18 protein-coding genes are annotated in these 18,554 nt (G+C 69.9%); 7 read left to right on the top strand and 11 right to left on the bottom strand.

Features of this window, described 5'->3' with window-relative positions; translation table 11 throughout:
• Positions 1–6: 6 nt before the first annotated feature.
• From ASG73_RS13550 to ASG73_RS13535, 4 genes are read right to left on the bottom strand one after another with little or no spacing between them, the layout of a single operon-like run.
• Entirely contained in the window at positions 7–1,149 is a 1,143-nt protein-coding gene (locus ASG73_RS13550; RefSeq protein WP_055996286.1) for an Mrp/NBP35 family ATP-binding protein, read from the bottom strand.
• A gap of 48 nt (positions 1,150–1,197) precedes the next feature.
• On the bottom strand, positions 1,198–1,740 hold the full coding sequence (locus ASG73_RS13545; protein ID WP_055996283.1) for a DUF1003 domain-containing protein: 543 nt from the start codon (positions 1,738–1,740) through the stop codon (positions 1,198–1,200).
• On the bottom strand, positions 1,733–3,007 hold the full coding sequence (locus ASG73_RS13540) for a magnesium transporter MgtE N-terminal domain-containing protein (RefSeq protein ID WP_055997522.1): 1,275 nt from the start codon (positions 3,005–3,007) through the stop codon (positions 1,733–1,735). The genes ASG73_RS13545 and ASG73_RS13540 overlap by 8 nt, the downstream gene beginning before the upstream one ends.
• Positions 3,008–3,042: 35 nt before the next feature.
• A complete protein-coding gene (locus ASG73_RS13535; protein ID WP_055996280.1) occupies positions 3,043–3,555 on the bottom strand; it encodes a hypothetical protein in 513 nt (170 codons plus the stop codon).
• Positions 3,556–3,698: 143 nt separating this feature from the next.
• On the opposite strand from ASG73_RS13535, the gene ASG73_RS13530 reads away from it, so the two are divergent.
• The 4 genes from ASG73_RS13530 (at position 3,699) to ASG73_RS13515 (ending at position 8,151) form a co-directional block, all read left to right on the top strand.
• On the top strand, positions 3,699–4,769 hold the full coding sequence (locus ASG73_RS13530) for an HpcH/HpaI aldolase/citrate lyase family protein (RefSeq protein ID WP_055996277.1): 1,071 nt from the start codon (positions 3,699–3,701) through the stop codon (positions 4,767–4,769).
• A gap of 3 nt (positions 4,770–4,772) precedes the next feature.
• Complete coding sequence (locus ASG73_RS13525) at positions 4,773–5,642, top strand: HpcH/HpaI aldolase/citrate lyase family protein (protein WP_055996274.1); 870 nt, start codon at positions 4,773–4,775, stop codon at positions 5,640–5,642.
• 125 nt (positions 5,643–5,767) lie between these two features.
• The gene (locus tag ASG73_RS13520) at positions 5,768–6,781 is read left to right on the top strand and encodes a L,D-transpeptidase family protein (RefSeq protein WP_055996271.1); all 1,014 of its coding nucleotides are present in this window, start codon (positions 5,768–5,770) and stop codon (positions 6,779–6,781) included.
• 170 nt (positions 6,782–6,951) lie between these two features.
• Positions 6,952–8,151 carry an acyl-CoA dehydrogenase family protein gene (locus tag ASG73_RS13515; protein ID WP_055996268.1) on the top strand — a complete coding sequence of 400 codons (1,200 nt, stop codon included), beginning with the start codon at positions 6,952–6,954 and terminating at the stop codon, positions 8,149–8,151.
• A 30-nt stretch (positions 8,152–8,181) separates the two neighbouring features.
• On the opposite strand, the gene ASG73_RS13510 is transcribed toward ASG73_RS13515, so the two are convergent.
• The gene (locus ASG73_RS13510) at positions 8,182–9,549 is read right to left on the bottom strand and encodes a serine hydrolase domain-containing protein (RefSeq protein WP_055996264.1); all 1,368 of its coding nucleotides are present in this window, start codon (positions 9,547–9,549) and stop codon (positions 8,182–8,184) included.
• Between the two features lie 80 nt (positions 9,550–9,629).
• On the opposite strand from ASG73_RS13510, the gene ASG73_RS13505 reads away from it, so the two are divergent.
• Positions 9,630–10,241, top strand: coding sequence for a general stress protein (locus tag ASG73_RS13505; RefSeq protein ID WP_055996261.1), 612 nt, complete (start codon positions 9,630–9,632; stop codon positions 10,239–10,241).
• A 142-nt stretch (positions 10,242–10,383) separates the two neighbouring features.
• Complete coding sequence (locus ASG73_RS13500; protein WP_055996258.1) at positions 10,384–11,124, top strand: PIG-L deacetylase family protein; 741 nt, start codon at positions 10,384–10,386, stop codon at positions 11,122–11,124.
• Positions 11,125–11,139: 15 nt separating this feature from the next.
• Here the strand turns inward: ASG73_RS13500 and ASG73_RS13495 are convergent, their stop codons facing one another.
• The 6 genes from ASG73_RS13495 to ASG73_RS13470 form a co-directional block, all read right to left on the bottom strand.
• Positions 11,140–12,195 carry a MaoC family dehydratase gene (locus tag ASG73_RS13495; RefSeq protein WP_055996255.1) on the bottom strand — a complete coding sequence of 352 codons (1,056 nt, stop codon included), beginning with the start codon at positions 12,193–12,195 and terminating at the stop codon, positions 11,140–11,142.
• 155 nt (positions 12,196–12,350) lie between these two features.
• A complete protein-coding gene (locus tag ASG73_RS13490) occupies positions 12,351–12,923 on the bottom strand; it encodes an RBBP9/YdeN family alpha/beta hydrolase (RefSeq protein ID WP_055996253.1) in 573 nt (190 codons plus the stop codon).
• Positions 12,920–14,236, bottom strand: a complete 1,317-nt coding sequence (locus tag ASG73_RS13485; protein ID WP_055996249.1) for an MFS transporter — start codon at positions 14,234–14,236, stop codon at positions 12,920–12,922. Before ASG73_RS13485 ends, ASG73_RS13490 begins: the two co-directional genes overlap by 4 nt.
• A gap of 27 nt (positions 14,237–14,263) precedes the next feature.
• Positions 14,264–15,373, bottom strand: a complete 1,110-nt coding sequence (locus ASG73_RS13480) for a 3-keto-5-aminohexanoate cleavage protein (protein WP_055996246.1) — start codon at positions 15,371–15,373, stop codon at positions 14,264–14,266.
• Positions 15,374–15,446: 73 nt separating this feature from the next.
• The gene (locus ASG73_RS13475; protein ID WP_055996243.1) at positions 15,447–16,361 is read right to left on the bottom strand and encodes a TauD/TfdA dioxygenase family protein; all 915 of its coding nucleotides are present in this window, start codon (positions 16,359–16,361) and stop codon (positions 15,447–15,449) included.
• Between the two features lie 23 nt (positions 16,362–16,384).
• Positions 16,385–17,362, bottom strand: coding sequence for a quinone oxidoreductase family protein (locus ASG73_RS13470; protein WP_055996240.1), 978 nt, complete (start codon positions 17,360–17,362; stop codon positions 16,385–16,387).
• Between the two features lie 100 nt (positions 17,363–17,462).
• Here ASG73_RS13470 and ASG73_RS13465 point away from each other — a divergent pair, with 100 nt between their 5' ends.
• Positions 17,463–18,539 carry an AraC family transcriptional regulator gene (locus ASG73_RS13465; RefSeq protein WP_055996238.1) on the top strand — a complete coding sequence of 359 codons (1,077 nt, stop codon included), beginning with the start codon at positions 17,463–17,465 and terminating at the stop codon, positions 18,537–18,539.
• The last annotated feature ends 15 nt before the right edge of the window (positions 18,540–18,554 follow it).

Below are 18,554 nucleotides of genomic sequence, written 5' to 3'. Positions count from 1 at the left end.
CGGGGCTCAGCGACCCATCGGGGTCAGACCCAGGCTGCGACCGGCGAGTCCGCGGGAGCGGGTGGCCAGACCACGGGCGATGCCGCGCAGTGCGACCGCGGCGGCGCCGTCGGGGTTGGACAGCACGGCCGGGTCGCCGTTGTCGGAGCCCTCGCGAAGGGAGACGTCGAGCGGGATCTGGCCGAGCAGCGGCACATCGGCGCCGACCGTGCGGGTCAGCGAGTCGGACACGGCCTGACCGCCACCGGAGCCGAAGATCTCCTGGCGCGATCCGTCGGGCAGCTCGAGCCAGGACATGTTCTCGATGACGCCGACGAGACGCTGGTGCGTCTGCATGGCGATCGAGCCGGCCCGCTCGGCGACCTCGGCGGCGGCCTGCTGCGGGGTGGTGACGATGATGATCTCGCTGTTGGGGATCAGCTGGGCGATGGAGATCGCGATGTCGCCGGTGCCCGGGGGCAGGTCGAGCAGCAGGACGTCCAGGTCGCCCCAGAAGACGTCACCGAGGAACTGCTGCAGCGCACGGTGGAGCATCGGGCCACGCCAGACGACGGGCTGGTTGCCGGGGACGAACATCCCGATCGAGATCACCTTCACCTCGGAGGCGATGGGCGGCAGGATCATGTCGTCGACCTGGGTCGGCGCGTGCGTGACGCCGAGCATGCGCGGGATGGAGAAGCCGTAGATGTCGGCGTCGACGACGCCCACCTTCAGGCCCTCCTGCGCCAGTGCAGCGGCGAGGTTGGCGGTGATCGACGACTTGCCGACCCCTCCCTTGCCCGAGGCGATCGCGTAGACGCGGGTCAACGAGCCCGGCTTGGCGAAGGGGATCTCCTTCTCCGCCTGACCGCCGCGCAGGTGGGTCTTGAGCTCGGAGCGCTGCTCGTCGTTCATCACGCCCAGCGTGACCTTGACGTCGGTGACGCCCTCGACGCCGAGCATCGCCTGGGTGGTGTCCTTGGTCAGCGTGTCCTTCATGGGACAGCCGGAGACCGTGAGCAGGATGGTGACGGCGGCGAGGCCGTTGACGTCGACGGCGGCGGACTCGACCATGCCGAGCTCCGTGATGGGACGACGGATCTCGGGGTCGATGACCGTCTCGAGTGCGGCGCGCAGTTGCTCGTCGGTGATCGTGGGATGGGGAGCCATTCCTCCATGGTAGGTCGGCGTCGACGGGCCCCATACCCGGGTCCGGCGTCAGGAGCGGGGTCTGGGCTCCGACACCTCGTCCTCGCGGGTCCTGACCTCGAGGCTCTTGCGTTCCATCTCCTCGAGCAGGTCCCGCAGCTCGCTGCGGATGAAGTCGCGGGTCGCCGCATCGCGCAAGGCGATCCGCAGTGCCGCCACCTCACGGGTCAGGTACTCGGTGTCGGCCAGGGCCCGCTCGGCCTGCACGCGGTCCTGCTCCAGAGCCACTCGGTCGCGGTCGTCCTGACGGTTCTGCGCGAGGAGGATCAGGGGCGCGGCGTAGGAGGCCTGCAGCGACAGGATGAGCGTCAGCAGGGTGTAGTTGAGCGAGCGGGGGTCGAACTGGGCGGCCTCGGGCACGAAGGTGTTCCAGGCCAGCCACACGATGACGAAGACCGACATCCAGATGAGGAACCTGGGCGTGCCCATGAAGCGGGCGAACTTCTCCGAGATCACCCCGAAGGCCTCGGTGGAGAAGGCGGACGGGCGGCGGATCAGCTGCCGGCGCACCTCCTGCGGGGTGTCCACACGGCTCTGGCGGCGCTCAGTCATCGCTCACCTCGTGCCTTTCCTCGCGCCAGTCCTCGGGGAGGATGTGGTCGAGGACGTCGTCGACCGTGACCGCGCCGAGGAGGCGCTCGCTCTCGTCGACGACCGGTGCCGAGATGAGGTTGTAGGTCGCCAGCGTGCGGGTCACCTGCCCGAGCGGAGCCTCCGGACGAAGGGGGTCGATCGCCTTGTCGAGGTACCGGCCGATGCTCTCGTGCGGGGGCTCACGCAGCAGGCGCTGGATGTGGATCATCCCGAGGTACTTGCCCGTGGGGGTCTCCAGCGGGGGTCGGCAGACGTAGACGGTGGCAGCGAGCGCCGCGGTGATCTCCTCACGGCGCACGACGGCCAGGGCTTCGGCCACGGTGTCCTCGGGCGCGAGCACCACGGGCTCGGTGGTCATCAGACCACCGGCGGTGTTCTCGTCATAGCTGAGCAGACGACGCAGCGGCTCGGCGTCGTCGGGCTTCATCAGCTGCAGCAGCGTCTCGGCCCGCTCGGGGGGCAGGACGGCCAGGAGGTCGGCCGCGTCGTCGGGGTCCATCGCCTCGAGCACGTCGGCGGCGCGTGACTGGGTGAGCAGGCCGAGGATCTCGCCCTGGTCGTCGTCACCGAGCTCTTGGATGATGTCGGCCAGGCGATCGTCGTCGAGGGCCGCGATGACCGCCTCGCGACGCTCGGGGGCGAGGTCGATGACGACCTCGGCGAGGTCGGCGACCTTGAGGTCCTCGACGGACTCGAGCAGCTTGACCGCGGAGTGCTCTGCAGCGCTCACCGACGCGGAGAGGCCGGTGACGTCCTCGACGGGGACCGTGAAGGTCTCGCCCCTGCGGCGCACGAGGAGGCCCCGACGCGACTGCCGGCCGCCACGGACGAAGACCTTGGTCACCGTCCAGTTGCGGCTGGCGGACTGCTCGACACCGACGTCCTCGACGGTCGCCTCGACCTGACCGTCGTCGGTGCGCACGGTGACCGGGCGCTCGAGCAGGTCGGCGAGGACGAGGGTCTCGGTGGCGCGCTGCTCGAAGCGGCGCATGTTGACCAGACCGGTGGTGATGACCTGACCGCCCTCGACGGAGGTCACCCGGGTCATCGGCACGAAGACGCGCCGACGTCCCGGGACCTCGACGACCAGACCGATGACTCGTGGCCGGCGGGAGGGGGAGAAGGTGACGACGACATCGCGCACCCGTCCGACCTGGTCACCGAGGGGGTCGAAGACGTTGAGACTCGCCAGGCGCGCGACGTAGAAGCGGGTGGGAGCACTCACGGTCACAGACTAACCGCGGGCACGACGAGGATCGGTCAGCCGCGGCGGCCGCGCCCGCCGAGGTGCCACGGACGTCGCACGCGGGTGCCGGCGGCGCCGACCGTGACGGGCGCCGCTGCACGGGCGCTGCCCTCCGGGCCGGGACGTCCCGGGGCCTGCGCCGGCGCGCCGAAGGGAGCCAGCAGCCAGATCGTCGACTCGCTGCGCCACCTCTGGAGCAGGTCGCTCGGAGCGTTGAGCCGCTTGGTGAGCAGGACGGCAGCGGCCGGGTCCCACCACGGGTTGTCGTAGGTCAACGACTGCGCGCGCGCTCGCAGGGTGAGCAGACGTCCGCCGTTGCCCTTGCTGCGCAGGACGATCTCCAGCTGTTCGGGCAGGGGCCCGAGATCGGCCTCCGGGCCGCCGGAGACGAGGAGGACGCGTCCGTCGAGGTCCTCGGTGCCGGTCGCGAACCACGTGAGCCGCTCGCCCGCCGGCAGTCGCAGCCACAGGATGTCGGACTTGCCCAGCGCCTCCGTCGTGAGTGCGGAGAGGTTGACCTCGCTCATGTCGCCACTCTAGGCCCGGGGTGCACGGTCTCGAGGAGATGTGGCTCGGGGGTGGGTGGTCTCCGTCATAACCAGTGGGGGAGGCCGCTTGCTAGGTTTCGCGGAGATTCCCCCTTCGCTCCCCCTGAGAGGACTCGCCACACATGCGCAGCGCCAAGGACTTCTTCACCCCACTGGCCGTGGGTGCCCCCACGCCCGTCCGTGAGGTGCCCGCCCGGCCCAGCCGGATGATCCACTTCTTCGACCCGAGCAACGAGAAGATGGCGGCCAAGGTCCCCGCCATGGTCGGCGTCTCCGACGTGCTCCTGGGCAACCTCGAGGACGCCGTCGTCGCGGACAAGAAGGAAGCCGCCCGGGCCGGTCTGGTCAAGATCGCCAAGGAGGTCGACTTCGGTGAGCACACCCAGCTGTGGACCCGCGTCAACGCCCTCGACAGCCCGTGGGTCCTCGACGACCTGACCACCTTGGTGACCGAGGTCGGCGACAAGCTCGACGTCATCATGGTGCCCAAGGTCCAGGGCCCCGAGGACATCCACTACGTGGACCGCATCCTCGCGCAGCTCGAGGCGAAGGGGGGCGTCCAGCGCCCGATCATGATCCACGCGATCCTCGAGACGGCTCGCGGTGTCGCCAATGTCGAGGCGATCGCCGGCGCGAGCCCGCGGATGCAGGGCATCTCGCTCGGCCCGGCCGACCTCGCGGCCGACCGCCGGATGAAGACCACCCGCGTCGGTGGAGGCCACCCCGGCTACCTCGTGCGTCAGGACCCGACCAAGGGCGCCGACGGTGTCCCGGACTACCAGGGGCAGCGCACCGTCTTCCAGCAGGACCTGTGGCACTACACGATCTCGCGCATGGTCGACGCCTGCGCGATGCACGGCATCTTCCCCTTCTACGGGCCCTTCGGCGACATCAAGGACACGGTCGCCTGCGAGGACCAGTTCCGCAACGCCTTCCTCCTCGGCTGCGTCGGCGCGTGGAGCCTGCACCCGGTGCAGATCGAGATCGCGAAGAAGGTCTTCAGCCCCTCCGCGGAGGACGTCACGCATGCCCGCCGTGTCAAGGAGGCCATGCCTGACGGCGCCGGCGCCGTGATGATCGACGGCAAGATGGAGGACGACGCCTCCTGGAAGCAGTGCATGGTCATCCTCGAGCTCGCCGAGCGGCTGTCGGCCAACGACCCGGAGCTCGCCGAGCTCTACGCGAAGGCCTGAGCCATGACCGAGAGCACCTACACCCCTCGTCGCTCGGTCCTCTACATGCCGAGCTCCAACGCGCGTGCGCTGGACAAGGCCAAGACCCTCCCGGTCGACGCCCTGATCCTCGACCTCGAGGACGCCGTCGGTCCCGACGACAAGCCCGCCGCGCGCGAGGCCGCCTGTGCCGCAGTGCAGTCCGGTGAGTACGGCGACCGTGAGCTGACGATCCGGGTCAACGGCATCGGCACCCAGTGGCACGACGAGGACATCGCGGCCGCGTCGAAGGCCGGTCCGCACGGCATCGTCGTGCCCAAGGTCAACTCGGCCGACGAGGTGCGTCAGCTCGTCGCGGCGATGGAGGCCGCCGGCGCCCCCGAGCACACCAAGCTCTGGGCGATGATCGAGACGCCCGCCGCGATCTTCAACATCCGTGAGATCGCGCAGGCCTCCGACCGGCTCGTCGCCTTCGTCATGGGGACCAACGACCTGGTCAAGGAGCTGCAGGCCGACCACGTCCCCGGGCGCGCCCCCCTTCTCACCGCTCTGTCGTGGTCGCTGCTGGCCGCTCGCGAGGCCGGCATCGCGGTCCTCGACGGCGTGTACAACGCGGTCAAGGACCTCGAGGGCTTCACCGCGGAGTGCGAGCAGGGCCGCGACATGGGCTTCGACGGCAAGACCCTGATCCACCCGGGTCAGGTCGAGGTCTGCAACACGACCTTCGCCCCGAGCGAGGCGGCGGTCGAGGAGGCGCAGGGGATCCTGCAGGCGTGGGAGGACGGTGCCGGGAAGGGTGTCGTCACCTTCAACGGCAAGATGATCGAGAACCTGCACGTCGACATCGCGCGTCGGGTCCTGGCGACCCACGAGGTCATCTCCGCACGCTCGTGACCTGATCGAGATGTGGTTGCCCGTAAGATCTCGCTGATCCCGGGCAACCACATCTCGTGCTGGTGCGTCTGAGGGTGAAAGGGGGGCTTCAGGGGGCTCTCCACGGAGGAATAGGAAAACTTCAGATGAGCACCTACGAAGCACGTCACGCCATGCTCGACGTGGAGCCCTCGCCCCACCGTCGACTGCTCATGCGCGGGGGGCTGGCCGCGGCATCCGTCACGGCAGTCACGGGCGCTGGATTCTTCGTGCCCGCAGCTGCGGCGACCCGCCGCACCATCAAGCTGGGCGACCGCGGCCTCGTCGTGGCCGGCCTCCAGCGTCGGCTGACGGCCGGCGGCTACTCGCCCGGACCGGCCGACGGCATCTTCGGTCGGCAGACCCATACCGCGGTCGTCAAGCTCCAGGGTGACCACCACCTCGTCAAGGACGGCGTCGTCGGACCCCGGACCTGGGATGTCGTCATCGGCCTGTCCGGGTCGACGCCGCCGCCGGACCCGGAGCCCACCGACCCCGAGCCGGCCGATCCCCCGGCGAGCTCGCACCCGCTGCTCAAGCCGGGCAGCAAGGGCGCCGCCGTCAAGGAGCTGCAGATCAAGCTGCGGGCCAACGGCTACTGGCACTCGGGAAGTGACGGCGAGTACGGCGACACGACGATGCAGGCCGTCATGACCGTGCAGAAGAACTACGGGATGACCCGCGACGGCGTCTGCGGTCCGGTCACCTGGGCGAGGATCGACCGCCTCACCCGTCCCCGGTGCCGCACCACGAGCGGCAATGCCATCGAGGTCGACCTCACGCGTCAGGTGCTTCGCCTCGTGCTCAACGGCCGCACCGCGTGGGTCTTCAACACGAGCACCGGCAGTGGCAAGCGCTACTACCAGGGCGGTCGGTGGCACACGGCCACGACGCCGACGGGCCGCTACCGTTTCTTCCGCAGGGTCAACGGCATGGACTACGGCCCGCTCGGGGCGCTGTACCGCCCGGTCTACTTCAACGGCGGCATCGCCGTGCACGGCTACTCCAGCGTGCCGGCCTACCCGGCCTCGCACGGTTGCTGCCGGGTCTCCAATGCCGCGATGAACGCCATCTGGGCGAACAACTGGATGCCCAACAACCGCCTCGTCTGGGTCTACTGAGCCCACGACGATCGCGCGACCGCCCAAGGTCTCGAAGGGGGAGGAGCAGCCGCTCCTCCCCCTTCGTCGTGCCCGCGTGGCAGAGGACACCCGTGGACACCATGGCAAGGGAAGTGGCGCGCTGGGATACTGGCGCAAAACCCCGCACCCCGAACAACGAAGGTGGACGCATGTCCCGACTGCAGACGACCGACGGACTGACCGAGGAGCAGCAGGACCTGCTCAAGCTGGTCAAGGAGTTCGTCGACGAGCAGATCATCCCTGTCGCGCAGGAGCTCGAGCACGCTGACGAGTACCCGCAGAAGATCGTCGACCAGATGAAGGAGATGGGGATCTTCGGTCTGATGATCCCCGAGGAGTTCGGCGGTCTCGGCGAGTCGCTGCTGACCTACGCCCTGTGCGTCGAGGAGATCGCCCGCGGCTGGATGCCGGTCTCCGGCATCATCAACACCCACTTCATCGTGGCGTACATGATCCTCAAGCACGGCACCGAGGAGCAGAAGCAGCACTACCTGCCCAAGATGGCCACCGGTGAGATCCGCGGCGCCTTCTCGATGAGCGAGCCCGCGCTCGGCTCCGACGTCTCCGCCATCAAGACCAAGGCCGTCAAGGGTGAGGGTGACGAGTGGGTCATCAACGGTCAGAAGATGTGGCTGACCAACGGTGGCTCCTCCAACCTCGTCGCCGTCCTGTGCCGCACCGACACCGGTGCCGAGGGGCCGTACAAGAACATGTCGACCTTCCTCATCGACAAGACCGAGGGCTTCGGCGAGACCGCGCAGGGCGTCACGGTCCCCGGCAAGATCGAGAAGATGGGCTACAAGGGAGTCGACACGACCGAGCTGATCTTCGACAACCACAAGACCACCACCGCGCAGCTGCTCGGCGGCGAGCCCGGCAAGGGCTTCTACCAGATGATGGACGGCGTCGAGGTCGGTCGGGTCAACGTCGCCTCGCGGGCGTGCGGCCTGATGATGCGCGCCTTCGAGCTGGGCATCGAGTACGCCCAGCAGCGCGAGACCTTCGGCAAGAAGATCATCGAGCACCAGGGCATCCTCTTCCGCATCGCCGACATGGCCGCCAAGGTCGAGGCCGGTCACCAGCTGATGGTCAAGGCCGCCCGCCTGAAGGACAAGGGCGAGCGCAACGACCTCGAGGCCGGCATGGCCAAGTACATGGCCGCCGAGTACTGCGCCGATGTCGTCGAGCAGTCCTTCCGGATCCACGGTGGCTTCGGCTACACCAAGGAGTACGAGATCGAGCGCCTCTACCGCGAGGCCCCGATGCTGCTCATCGGTGAGGGCACCGCCGAGATCCAGAAGATGATCATCGGCAAGTCCATCCTGAAGGACTACCCCGCCAAGCGCTGAGTCCGGCAGACGAAGGGGGTTGGCCCGCACCTAGGTGGTGGGCCAGCCCCCTTCGTGCATGCCACCCGGGATCACGTCACCGGGCTCGTAGGGGCGCCGGGTGAGGACGAAGGTCCCGATGTCGAGGTGGGTGGCCGCGCCGTGCGCGTCCCGCACCACCCGCAGGGTCTCGCCGCGGAAGTAGCGGTGCAGGCCCACCCAGGTGTCCTCGCCGGTCGGGCGGAATCGGCTGGGTGGCATCATCCCCGAGACCGAGTCGAGCTGCAGCCAGCCGTCGGGCAGCAGGCGCAGCACTCCCTCGGAGGTGCCCCAGAACCACGACCCCGTGAGCGCGAGCAGGTCACGCGGAACTGCGTCCTGCGCGAACCACGCATCCGGCAGACGGGGCTCGCACTCGTCGAGGACGTCGAAGGGGTCCTCGGCGTCCTGTGCCTCGCCGGCGGTGGTGGCATTGAGGACCATGACCACGCCGGTGCGCGTCGCCCGATCCACCCGCAGGCTCGCTTGGAAGCCGGGCATCGACCCGCCGTGCCCGGTGACAAGCCGACCACGCTCCCGGACGATCTCGAAGCCCAGTCCACGGGTGCGCGAGCCGTCGTTGCCCTCCGTGGCGGCGACCGGCTCGCACATCTCCTCGAGCGAGTCGGGGGAGAGGACCTCGCCGGTGTCGCCGGCGACGAAGGCGGCCCATCGTCCGAGGTCGGGCACCGTCGACCACAGCTGACCGGCCGGTCCCATCGCCCGGGCGTCCTGGACCGCCTCGGGCAGGAGCACGTCGGCGTGCGGGTGGACGGCATACCCGGTGGCGGAGGGGGCGACCGGCAGCGCCGTCGTCCGCGACATCCCGAGCGGCGCGAGGATCTCGTCGGTGACGACCTCGTGCCACGGGCGGTCGGTGAGCCTCTCGACGAGATCGCCGAGGACTGCGAAGCCGAGGTTGGAGTAGTGCACATGCCGTCCGGCGCGGGCGAGGACCGTGCCGCTGCGCATCGCCTCGTGCAGACCCACGCGGTCGGGTCCGGGGGAACGCTCCCACCACGCGCCGGGCAGCTCGGCCGACACACCACCGGTGTGGGTGAGCAGCTGGGCGATCGTCACGGAGGCGAAGGGGGTGCCCGGCACGTGGTCGCCGATCGGGGTGTCCAGCCCCAACCGTCCCGCGTCCCGCAGGCGCATCACCGCGACGGCGACGAAGGTCTTGGTGATCGACCCGATGCGGTACTGCACCTGCAGTGGGTCGACGTCCGGCGCGAAGCTCCCTCGGGCGCACGAGTGCACGAGCTCCCCGTCGCGGACGACGCCGGTGACGAGGGACGGGACACGGCCTCGGGCCTGTCGGATCGCGGTGCTGCGGTCCAGCCGCCGGGTCGTCGTGGGCAGGAGCGAGGCACCGGTCATGCCTCGACACCCTGCCAGACCCCCTTCGGCCCTGTCATGGCCTGTGTCGTACTGACAGGCAAGGATGGGACACTGGAGGCATGAGCACCCAGCCGCACATGAACGCACCGATGCAGCAGCACCTGCGGCTCGAGTACCCGATGTCGCTGGACACTTTCGACACCTATGCCGAGGCGCAGCGAGCGGTCGACTACCTGGCCGACAAGGATTTCCCGGTCCAGGACGTCATGATCGTCGGCACCGACCTCAAGCAGATCGAGCGGGTGCGCGGGCGACTCACCAGCGGCAAGGTCGTGCTCGGCGGCCTGCTCTCGGGCGTCTGGATCGGTGTCTTCGTCGGACTGGTCTTCACGATGTTCGACGGCGGCGAAGGCATCCTTGCGCGCATGCTCTCCACCGTCCTCATCGGCGCCGCCTTCGGGGCGGTCTGGGCCTACCTCGGGTACCGGTCCACCGGCGGCCAGCGCGACTTCACCTCGATCAGTCAGGTCGTCGCCTCGCGCTACGAGGTCTTCACCGAGCACAAGCACGTGCACGCCGCGCGTGAGCTGCTCGCGGAGCTGGACCCCATGCGCGCCGCGCAGGAGCAGCTGCGTCGCAACCAGGAGCGGGCGCGGGCCGAGTTCGATCGGCGTCAGCCCGGTCAGCCCGGTCAGCCGGGGCAGGTCGGACCGCAGGACCCGCGGAGCTGAGTTCTCGTCCGTCGGGCGAAGGGGCGTGGTCGGCGCGCGCCGAAGTCCCTTCGTCGTCGTTCGTCTCATGTTGTCGTACCGGACTTCGGTTTGATGCGCGCCGACCACACCCTTCGTCCTCCTGGCCGCTAGCGTCTGGAGCGTGACCACCCAGTCCGCCCTGGCCGCCCTCGATGAAAACACCTTCGACTCCGTCCTGTGCGTCGTCGCGCACCCCGATGACATCGAGTACGGGATGGCTGCGGCCGTCGCGAGATGGACCGCTGCCGGCAAGCGGGTGAGCTACTACCTGCTGACCCGCGGGGAGGCGGGCATCGACACCATGGACCCGGTCGACGCCGCCCCGGCCCGCGCGGACGAGGAGCGTGCGAGTGCCTCGGTCGTCGGTGTCGACACGGTCGAGTTCGGTGACCACAACGACGGCGTCATCGAGTACGGCGTCCCGCTGCGACGCGACATCGCGGCAGCCATCCGGCGGGCGCGGCCAGACCTCGTCCTCACGCTGACCCATGCCGAGACCTTCTCCACCGGCAACCTCAACCAGGCCGACCACCGTGCGGTGGGGCTCGCGACGCTGGACGCGACCGCCGACGCCGGCAACCGGTGGATCTTCACCGACCTCGTCGCCGACGGGCTCGAGCCGTGGAAGGTCCGTGCGGTCGCCGTCGTCTCGGGTCCCACGCCCACGCACTACGTCGACGTCACCGGGCACCTCGAGGACGCCGTCGAGTCGCTCGAGGAGCACCGGCTCTACAACGCAGCCCTGCCCGAGAGCTTCCCCCAGCCGGCCGAGCTGCTCGGCAACATCCTGGGCGGCGGCGCGGAGGCCGTCGGCGACCCTGCGGTCGAGCACGCCCTGCTGCTGGAGGTCTTCGCCCGCTGAGCCGCCCCCCTTCGCTCAGCGTCGGGGCATCAGGACCGTGTAGTCGAGGTCGAGCACGACCTCGGGCAGGTACTTGCCGTCCTCGCCCTTGTAGGGGAACTCGGCGCACGGGGTGTCCTTGGTCGCGACGGTGCGCAGGCGCAGCGCGGCGACGTCGGTGCGGCCGGGCAGCTCGATCCGCTCGAGGACCTCGGACCAGGCATAGATCGTGTCGCCGGCGAAGGTCGGGTTGGCGTGCGCGCCGGCGTTGATCGCGGCGACCATCTGACCGTTGGCCAGACCGTTGAAGGACAGGCCACGCGCGAGGCTGATGATGTGGCCGCCGTAGATCAGCCGCCGGCCGATCTTGCTCTGGGACTGCGCGTGCTGGTTGAAGTGGACCTTCGCGGTGTTCTGGTAGAGCCGCGTGGCGAGCATGTGGTCCGACTCCTCGATGGTCATGCCGTCGATGTGGTCGATCCGCTCACCGACCTCGTAGTCGTCCCAGACGAAGGGGGAGCCCGCGAGCTCGACGTCGTACTCGCGCCCGGTGAGGTCGAAGGGCACCAGGAGGTCTTCTGCCGCAACGGCGCCCGGGAGGTCGGGGATGACCGTCTCGGGGGCGGGGGAGGCCGGGTCCTTCTTGTGCACCATGACCCAGCGGACGTAGTCGACGACCATCTCGCCGCGCTGGTTGACGCCGACGGAGTTGACGTAGACGACGCCCGTCCTGCCGTTGGAGTTCTCCTTGAGCCCGATGACCGTGGAGCTGGTCGTCACGGTGTCGCCAACGTGCAGCGGCGCCCCGAAGCGGCCGCCCGCGTAGCCGAGGTTGGCGACGGCGTTGAGGCTGATGTCGGGCACCGACTTGCCGAAGACGAGGTGGAAGGCGAGCAGGCTGTCGACCGGCATCCGCTCGAAGCCCATCGACTCGGCGAAGGTGGACGCGCTCGTCGCGGCGAACCGCGGCCCGTAGAGGCCGGTGTAGAGCGCGATGTCGCCGTCGGTCACCGTGCGCGGCGTCGCGTGCCGGATCTGCTGACCGATCGAGAAGTCCTCGAAGTAGTTGCCGGGGACCGTCTTGGTGGACATGCGCAGGACCTCTCGTTGGGCGAAGGGGGGGAAACTCCCGCCATCTTCCCCCTTCGCCCGTGGTGTGGTCAGGTCGTCCGGCTGTTGACTCGCCCACACCCAGGACGTGCATTGCCCTATGGCAATGCACGTCCTGGGTGTGGGCTCGGCTCGGCTCAGTGCACCTGCACCCCCGCTCCGACGGCCCGGATGCACTCGGCGACGAAGGGCCAGTCGCCGAACCCGGCTGCCGGGTTGGCGTGCCCGACCGGGCCCGCCCCGAGGACGCTCGAGCCCCATTGCCCGGCCAGGGCCTCGACCTCCTCGGGCGGTCCGAGTGGGTCGTCGTCGCTGACGAGCACGGTGCTGTCGAAGGGGAGGGGGCCCGCGGGGAGGGGCAACCAGCCGGTTCGGCGCAGCTCCTCCAGACGGGGGTAGGCCTCAGGCAGCTCACGCTCGAGCGTGGGTGGCGTGACGAGGAGCGCGGCATGTACCCGGCCCGTCAGCCCGGCCCCCGCAGCCTGGGCCCAGTGCAGGATCGTCAGGACCCCGGCGCTGTGGCCCACGAGGAGGACAGGGCCCTCGCGTGACTCGATCGACGCCGTGATGTCGGCCGTGCGCCCGGCGAGGTCGTCCGGTGCGCGGTGGGTGGGCAGGTGGGTGGCGCCGAGCGCGGGCGTGAGGACCTGCTGCCAGTGGGTGGGGGTGTCTCCACGCAGACCGGGCACCATGACGACGTGCGGCGTCATCGGGCGTCCACCTGCGCCGGCGCGCCCACCTTGTCCAGGCTCGCCTGGAAGCGGGATCGGCCCCACCAGAGCAGCCCGATGACCGCGATGGACACGAGCGGGACCAGCCCGAGCGCTGCCGAGAGACCCATGCGGTCAGCCAGCAGGCCGACGATCAGCGGACCCGCGGCCAGCCCGAGCAGGTTGTTGGCGAGCGAGAGGGTGGCGAACGCGGTGGCATGGATCGACGACGGGGTCAGGTTGGCCACGAGCGCTCCGGCCGGCCCGGCGAGCCCGGCGCAGAAGAAGGCGCCCACGCACAGGACCCCGACCTGGAGCGGGCCGCTCGGGAGACGGAACGCGAGGAGCAGCGCGACCATGGCGATGAAGCTGAAGACCATGGGTGCCTCCCACTTGCGCGCGGGGACGGTCCTGCTGACCCGATCGGTGATGGCGCCGGTCGTGATCATCCCGATCGCGACCACCAGGACGACGAGTCCGGCCAGAGAGCCCGCCGCGGTGGCCGAGACGGCGTAGTCCCGGACGAAGAAGCTCGGCAGCCAGGCGAAGAGGGCTCCCAGGACGAGGAGGTGGAGCCCACTCGCCAGGTAGGCGGCAATCACCGACGGGGTGGACACGAGCGTGAGGAACCGTCGCCGGGTCTCCACGGACTCGGCCGCGGAGACGACCTGCTGCTCCGGGTGTGCGTGCTCCCGCAGGCGGCGGTCGGTGATCGTCACGGTGTAGAGCCCCGTGAGGACGATGCCGGCGACGCCGAGGACGAAGAAGGCGGCTCGCCATCCGAACGCATCGGCGATGGCTCCGCCGACCACGACCCCCAGGACCGAGCCGAAGGACCCGCCTGCCAGGAAGGCAGCGGTCAGCGTCGACCGGGACTTGGCCGAGAACACCGTGAGGAGCACGGCGAGCCCGATGCTGCCGTATGCCGCCTCGCCCACTCCGACGACGACCCGAGCAGCGAGCAGCTGCCCGTAGCTGGCCGCCAGACCGGAGGCGAGCGTGGCCAGGCTCCAGATGAGCGCCATGGCGCCGACCGCGCGGGCCCGACCCAGCCGATCGCCGACCACCGAGAGGGGGATGGCCAGCAGGGCGACGCTGAGGCTCACCACGCTGTTGAGGGCCGCCAGACGAGTGTCCGACAGGGCCCACTCCGCCTTGAGCGCGGGGAAGATCGCCGAGACCACCTGTCGGGACATGTAGTCCGAGAGGAGGAGACCGAAGGTCAGGGCGAAGACCGCCCAGACGAACCAGCGTGGGCTGGTTCGCCGGGGTGCGGCGATCGAGGGTCGAGTGTCGAGTGCGATGGACGCCATTGTCCTTGCCTTCCTACGGACCCGCCGTCAGGCGAGTGCCGGCTCCAGCGTCGGCAACGGAGCGTCGGTCGGCTCCGACACGGGGCGCCCGTGCATGAGGAAGCCGCGCTGGCCCGGGCGGCGGTTCGGCGGCAGGCCGAGGTGGTGGAGGGTCTCGTCGACGTCGTCGAACCACGTACCGATCTGGTAGATCTCGCGGGCCTCCTCCGCGGTGGCGACCTCGCGCCCCAGCTCGGTGCAGAGGCGGACGATCTGCTCGATCTGCTGGACGGAGGTGGCGTGCTCACCCTTGCGACCCCAGAGGGTGTCCTCGTTGCCGCAGCGGGTGTGCAGGCCCATCGCGGTAGCCATGGCGTTGATCGGCAGCACATTGCGCTGGATCGACTCCAGGGTCAGGCTGGCGCCGTCGGGGACGCGGCGGATGAACTCCATCATGTTGTACGGGCTCGGTCCGTCGAAGCCGCCACCGATGGCGACCCAGGTGATGTTGAGCGGGCCCAGGTAGGTGCCGCGGCGGACGAGGCGGTCGACGGTCTCGAGCTGGGCGACGTTGGCGAGCTGGAAGTGCGGCTGGATGCCGCTCGCGCGCAGTCGCTTGAGGTGCTCGGCGACCCACTCGGGGTTGGCCGGGACCGTCATGTTGCGGTAGGTCTCGGCGAGCTCGGGGCGCTGCATCGAGGTGCCCTCGATGTCGCTCTCGGTCATCAGCTCCATGATGTTCATCTGGTTGGTGTTGATGGCGATCGTCACCTGGTCGGGCTTGGGGTCGAGCTCGGCCAGCATGTGCCGGGTGTCGTCGGAGAGCCACTTGGCGTCGGCGCCGTCGCCCTCGGGGGCGAAGGAGATCGACCCACCGACCTGCAGGATCATCTCGGGCACCGCGGCACGCAGGCCGGCGAGCAGCTCGTTGAACTGCGACATCCGCTTCGAGCCCTTGCCGTCGAGCTCGCGGCAGTGGATGTGCAGGACCGTGGCCCCGGCGTTGAAGCAGTCCACGCCCTTGCGGATCTGCTCCTCCATGGTGACCGCGATGTCACCCGGGAAGTCGTCCGGCTCCCACTCGGGGCCGTACGGGGCGGCGGTGATGACCATCTTGTCCTGCAGCTCGGGGAAGAGCGCGTCGTCGACGAAGTGCATGGGGTTCTCCTTGGGTGTGTGGTGCTGGGTGGGTGTGACGAAGGGGGGGTGCCGCGGGTGGCGTGCAGCCGGATCAGAAGGGGCGGTCGCCCTGGACCCCGGCACGCTCCATCCGGCGCGCGGCCGGCCAGTAGTCCATGACGGCGTAGTGCTGGGTGGACCGGTTGTCCCAGATGGCGACGCTGCCCGGCTCCCACCGCCAACGGATCTGGTACTCGGGGACCAGGGCCCGGGACTTGAGGTGCTGCAGGAGGTCGCTGGCCCCCTGGGCGAAGTCGGTGCCGTGCTGCACGCGCTCCGGGGTGTGGAAGTTCACCAGGTGGGTGGTGAAGGAGTTGACGTAGAGGATCTGCTCCCCGGTCTCCGGGTGGGTGCGCACCACCGGGTGCTCCGCGTCCGGGTGGGTGGCGGCGAGGGCGTGTCGCCGCTCCGGGGGCAGGACCGCGCCGAAGGTGGCCTCGATGCTGTGCTTCGCCCGCAGGTCGGCGATCGTGTCGCGGACCGAGGCTGGGAGGTCGGCGAGCGCACGGACCATGTCCACCCAGATGGTGTCGCCACCCACGGGCGGGCACTCGACGCACTTGAGGATCGAGGCCTTGGAGGGCTCGGCCCGCCACGACCCGTCGGAGTGGAAGGAGTTCTCGTACCGGTCGGGAGCAGCTCCCGCATCCTTGTAGATCCGGACCAGGCCGGGGTGCTCCTCGTCGCTCGGGGCGACGGGGTGGTCCTCGAGCGGGCCGAGCCGCTGGCCGAGGGCGACGTGCTCGGCGCGGGTCATCGCCTGGTCCCGGAAGAAGAGCACCTTGTGCTCCAGGAGCAGCCGGTAGAGGCTCGCGAAGGCGTCGTCGTCGCGGCTCACCGCGCCGAGGTCGACGCCGCGCAGCTCGGCGCCGAGGGATCCGCTGAGCCGGACGACCTGCCAGTCCGCAGGGAGGGGAGCGGTCGTGGGTGCTGCGGTCCGGGGAGGGGAAGAGGTGGGGGAGGACATCGTTGTCTCCGTTCCTTCAGATGTCAGAGGGTGAGGATCGACGAGCCGACCGAGAGGCCGGCCTCGAGATCGCGGTGGGCACGAGCGGCTTCCGCGAGCGGGTACCGCTGGTTGATGTCGATCCGGATGTCACCGGCGGCGACATGACCGAAGAGCTCGCCGGCCAGCTCGGCCCGCTCGGCGGGGTCGGCGATGTAGTCGGCAAGGGCCGGGCGGGTGACGAAGAGCGACCCTCGAGTGGCCAGGTCCACGGCGTTGATCGGTGGGATGGGTCCGGAAGCCGTCCCGAAGCAGACGAGCAGCCCGCGACGAGACAGGCAGCGCAGGGAGGTGTCGAAGGTCGCCTGGCCGACGCTGTCGAAGACCACCGGGACCCCTTCGCCGTCGGTCAGCTCACGCACCCGCTTCTCGACGTCCTCGCTCCGGTGGACGATCGTCTCGGCCGCGCCGAAGGCGCGGGCGACCTCGGCCTTCTCCTGCGTGGAGACGACGCCGATCACGCGGATGCCCAGCAGGCGCGCCCACTGGCAGACGATCAGACCAACACCGCCGGCGGCCGCGTGCAGCACGACGGAGTCTCCGGCGCCGAGACCGGGATGGATGCGCCGCAGGAGGTACGAGGCCGTCAGGCCGCGCATGGTCATGCCCGCTGCTGTCTCCGTGGGGATCGCGTCGGGGAGCTTGATGAGCGTGTCGGCCGGCATGACCCGCTCGGTGCTGTAGGCGCCGAGGGGGGAGCCGGTGTAGGTCACCCGGTCGCCCCGCACGATGTCGAGGACTCCGGGCCCGACCTCCTCGACGACTCCGGCCGCCTCGACTCCCATGCCGTTGGGCAGGGGGGCCGGGTAGAGACCGGTGCGGAAGTAGGTGTCGGCGAAGTTGAGGCCGACGGCCTCGTGCCTGACCCGCACCTGACCGGCCCCGGGCTCGCCGACCTGGGTGTCGACGAGCTGGAGGACCTCGGGCCCCCCCGTGCGTTCGAAGATCACTGCCTGTGCCATGAGCACTCCTGACCACGTCGTTGTTGTCTGACACCGAACGTAGAGCGGCCGCGAACCCCATGTTTGCCGAGATGGGACATCAGGTTTAGTGTTTTGGGACATGACCCGTCGTGAACCACGCGCGAGGTACGCCGCCCTGTCCGGCTTCGTCGAGGTGTGCCGCCCCGCCGGTGTCGACCCCCTCGCGACGATGCGAGCCCATGGGCTCGACCCGGCCTTGCTGGACCAACCGGACTCCTGGGCCGGCGCGGACGCGATCATGGCGACCTTGGAGTCAGCGGCGCGTACCGCGGGATGCCCCACCCTGGGACTGCGGATGTCGCGGGTCCGCGCCCTCTCCTCGTTGGGGCCGGTGAGCCTCGCGCTTCAGGCCGAGTCCACGCTCGAAGGCGCGCTGGACCTCCTGGGTCGGTTCTGGCCGTCCTACAACGAGGCGCTGAGGCTGGTGATGCGTGACGAGGGCGAGTGGACCCGGGCGATCATCCGGTTCCACGTGGCGTCGGGGACGCCCCTGCACCAGGCGAGCGATCTCGCCGCGGGCGTGCTCCGGTCGCTCGCCGCCTCACGGTCGGGGACGCAGCCGCCCGACCTCGCACTGCGGCTGCGCCACCGCGCGCCGGAGGACGTGAGCGAGTACGAGCAGCTCTTCAGTGCCGGCGTCGAGTTCTCGGCGGACGAGGACGCCGTCCTCGTCCGCACCCGGGATCTTCGCGCCGTCCAGGCCGAGGAGGACCCGCAGCGGCGCGCCTACGCCCGGCGCTATCTCGAGTCGGTCGCGCCGGTCGCCACCGAGTCGCGCACCGATCAGGTCCGCAGCCTCGTGACCGTCCTGCTGCCGACCGGTCGGTGCTCTGCGCCCCGTGTGGCCGCCAGCCTCGGCGTGGACCGGCGCACCGTCAACCGGTGGCTGGAGCACGAGGGGTGGTCCTTCACCTCTGTCGTCCGCGACGTGCGGCGGCAGCAGGCCGAGAGGTCCCTTCGCGCAGGGGGCCGTCTCCTGACCGAGGTCGCTGACGAGCTCGGCTTCGCCACCCTGAGCAGCTTCTCCGGCTGGTTCGCCGAGCAGTACGGCTGTAGCCCGAGCCAGTGGCGCCAAGGCCTGCCCAAGGGTGAAGAGGAGAACTCTCGCCGTCCTCCCCCTTCGCCCGGGGTGTGGTCACGCCGTCCGACGGGCTGACTCGCCCACACCCAG

The organism is Janibacter sp. Soil728 (genome assembly GCF_001428305.1).
GTDB lineage: Bacteria > Actinomycetota > Actinomycetes > Actinomycetales > Dermatophilaceae > Janibacter.
The sequence above is the reverse complement of the archived record's forward strand: the minus strand, read 5'-3'. Positions and strand labels throughout refer to the sequence as shown.

Bases quoted from the DNA above. Each gene is read 5' to 3' on its own strand.
- ASG73_RS13465 (WP_055996238.1), top strand. From the start codon at position 17,463: ATGACCCGTCGTGAACCACGCGCGAGGTACGCCGCCCTGTCCGGCTTC.
- ASG73_RS13535 (WP_055996280.1), bottom strand. From the start codon at position 3,555: ATGAGCGAGGTCAACCTCTCCGCACTCACGACGGAGGCGCTGGGCAAG.
- ASG73_RS13480 (WP_055996246.1), bottom strand. From the start codon at position 15,373: ATGCACTTCGTCGACGACGCGCTCTTCCCCGAGCTGCAGGACAAGATG.
- ASG73_RS13470 (WP_055996240.1), bottom strand. From the start codon at position 17,362: ATGGCACAGGCAGTGATCTTCGAACGCACGGGGGGGCCCGAGGTCCTC.
- ASG73_RS13520 (WP_055996271.1), top strand. From the start codon at position 5,768: ATGAGCACCTACGAAGCACGTCACGCCATGCTCGACGTGGAGCCCTCG.
- ASG73_RS13530 (WP_055996277.1), top strand. From the start codon at position 3,699: ATGCGCAGCGCCAAGGACTTCTTCACCCCACTGGCCGTGGGTGCCCCC.
- ASG73_RS13475 (WP_055996243.1), bottom strand. From the start codon at position 16,361: ATGTCCTCCCCCACCTCTTCCCCTCCCCGGACCGCAGCACCCACGACC.
- ASG73_RS13545 (WP_055996283.1), bottom strand. From the start codon at position 1,740: ATGACTGAGCGCCGCCAGAGCCGTGTGGACACCCCGCAGGAGGTGCGC.
- ASG73_RS13525 (WP_055996274.1), top strand. From the start codon at position 4,773: ATGACCGAGAGCACCTACACCCCTCGTCGCTCGGTCCTCTACATGCCG.
- ASG73_RS13510 (WP_055996264.1), bottom strand. From the start codon at position 9,549: ATGACCGGTGCCTCGCTCCTGCCCACGACGACCCGGCGGCTGGACCGC.
- ASG73_RS13485 (WP_055996249.1), bottom strand. From the start codon at position 14,236: ATGGCGTCCATCGCACTCGACACTCGACCCTCGATCGCCGCACCCCGG.
- ASG73_RS13515 (WP_055996268.1), top strand. From the start codon at position 6,952: ATGTCCCGACTGCAGACGACCGACGGACTGACCGAGGAGCAGCAGGAC.
- ASG73_RS13490 (WP_055996253.1), bottom strand. From the start codon at position 12,923: ATGACGCCGCACGTCGTCATGGTGCCCGGTCTGCGTGGAGACACCCCC.
- ASG73_RS13495 (WP_055996255.1), bottom strand. From the start codon at position 12,195: ATGTCCACCAAGACGGTCCCCGGCAACTACTTCGAGGACTTCTCGATC.
- ASG73_RS13550 (WP_055996286.1), bottom strand. From the start codon at position 1,149: ATGGCTCCCCATCCCACGATCACCGACGAGCAACTGCGCGCCGCACTC.
- ASG73_RS13505 (WP_055996261.1), top strand. From the start codon at position 9,630: ATGAGCACCCAGCCGCACATGAACGCACCGATGCAGCAGCACCTGCGG.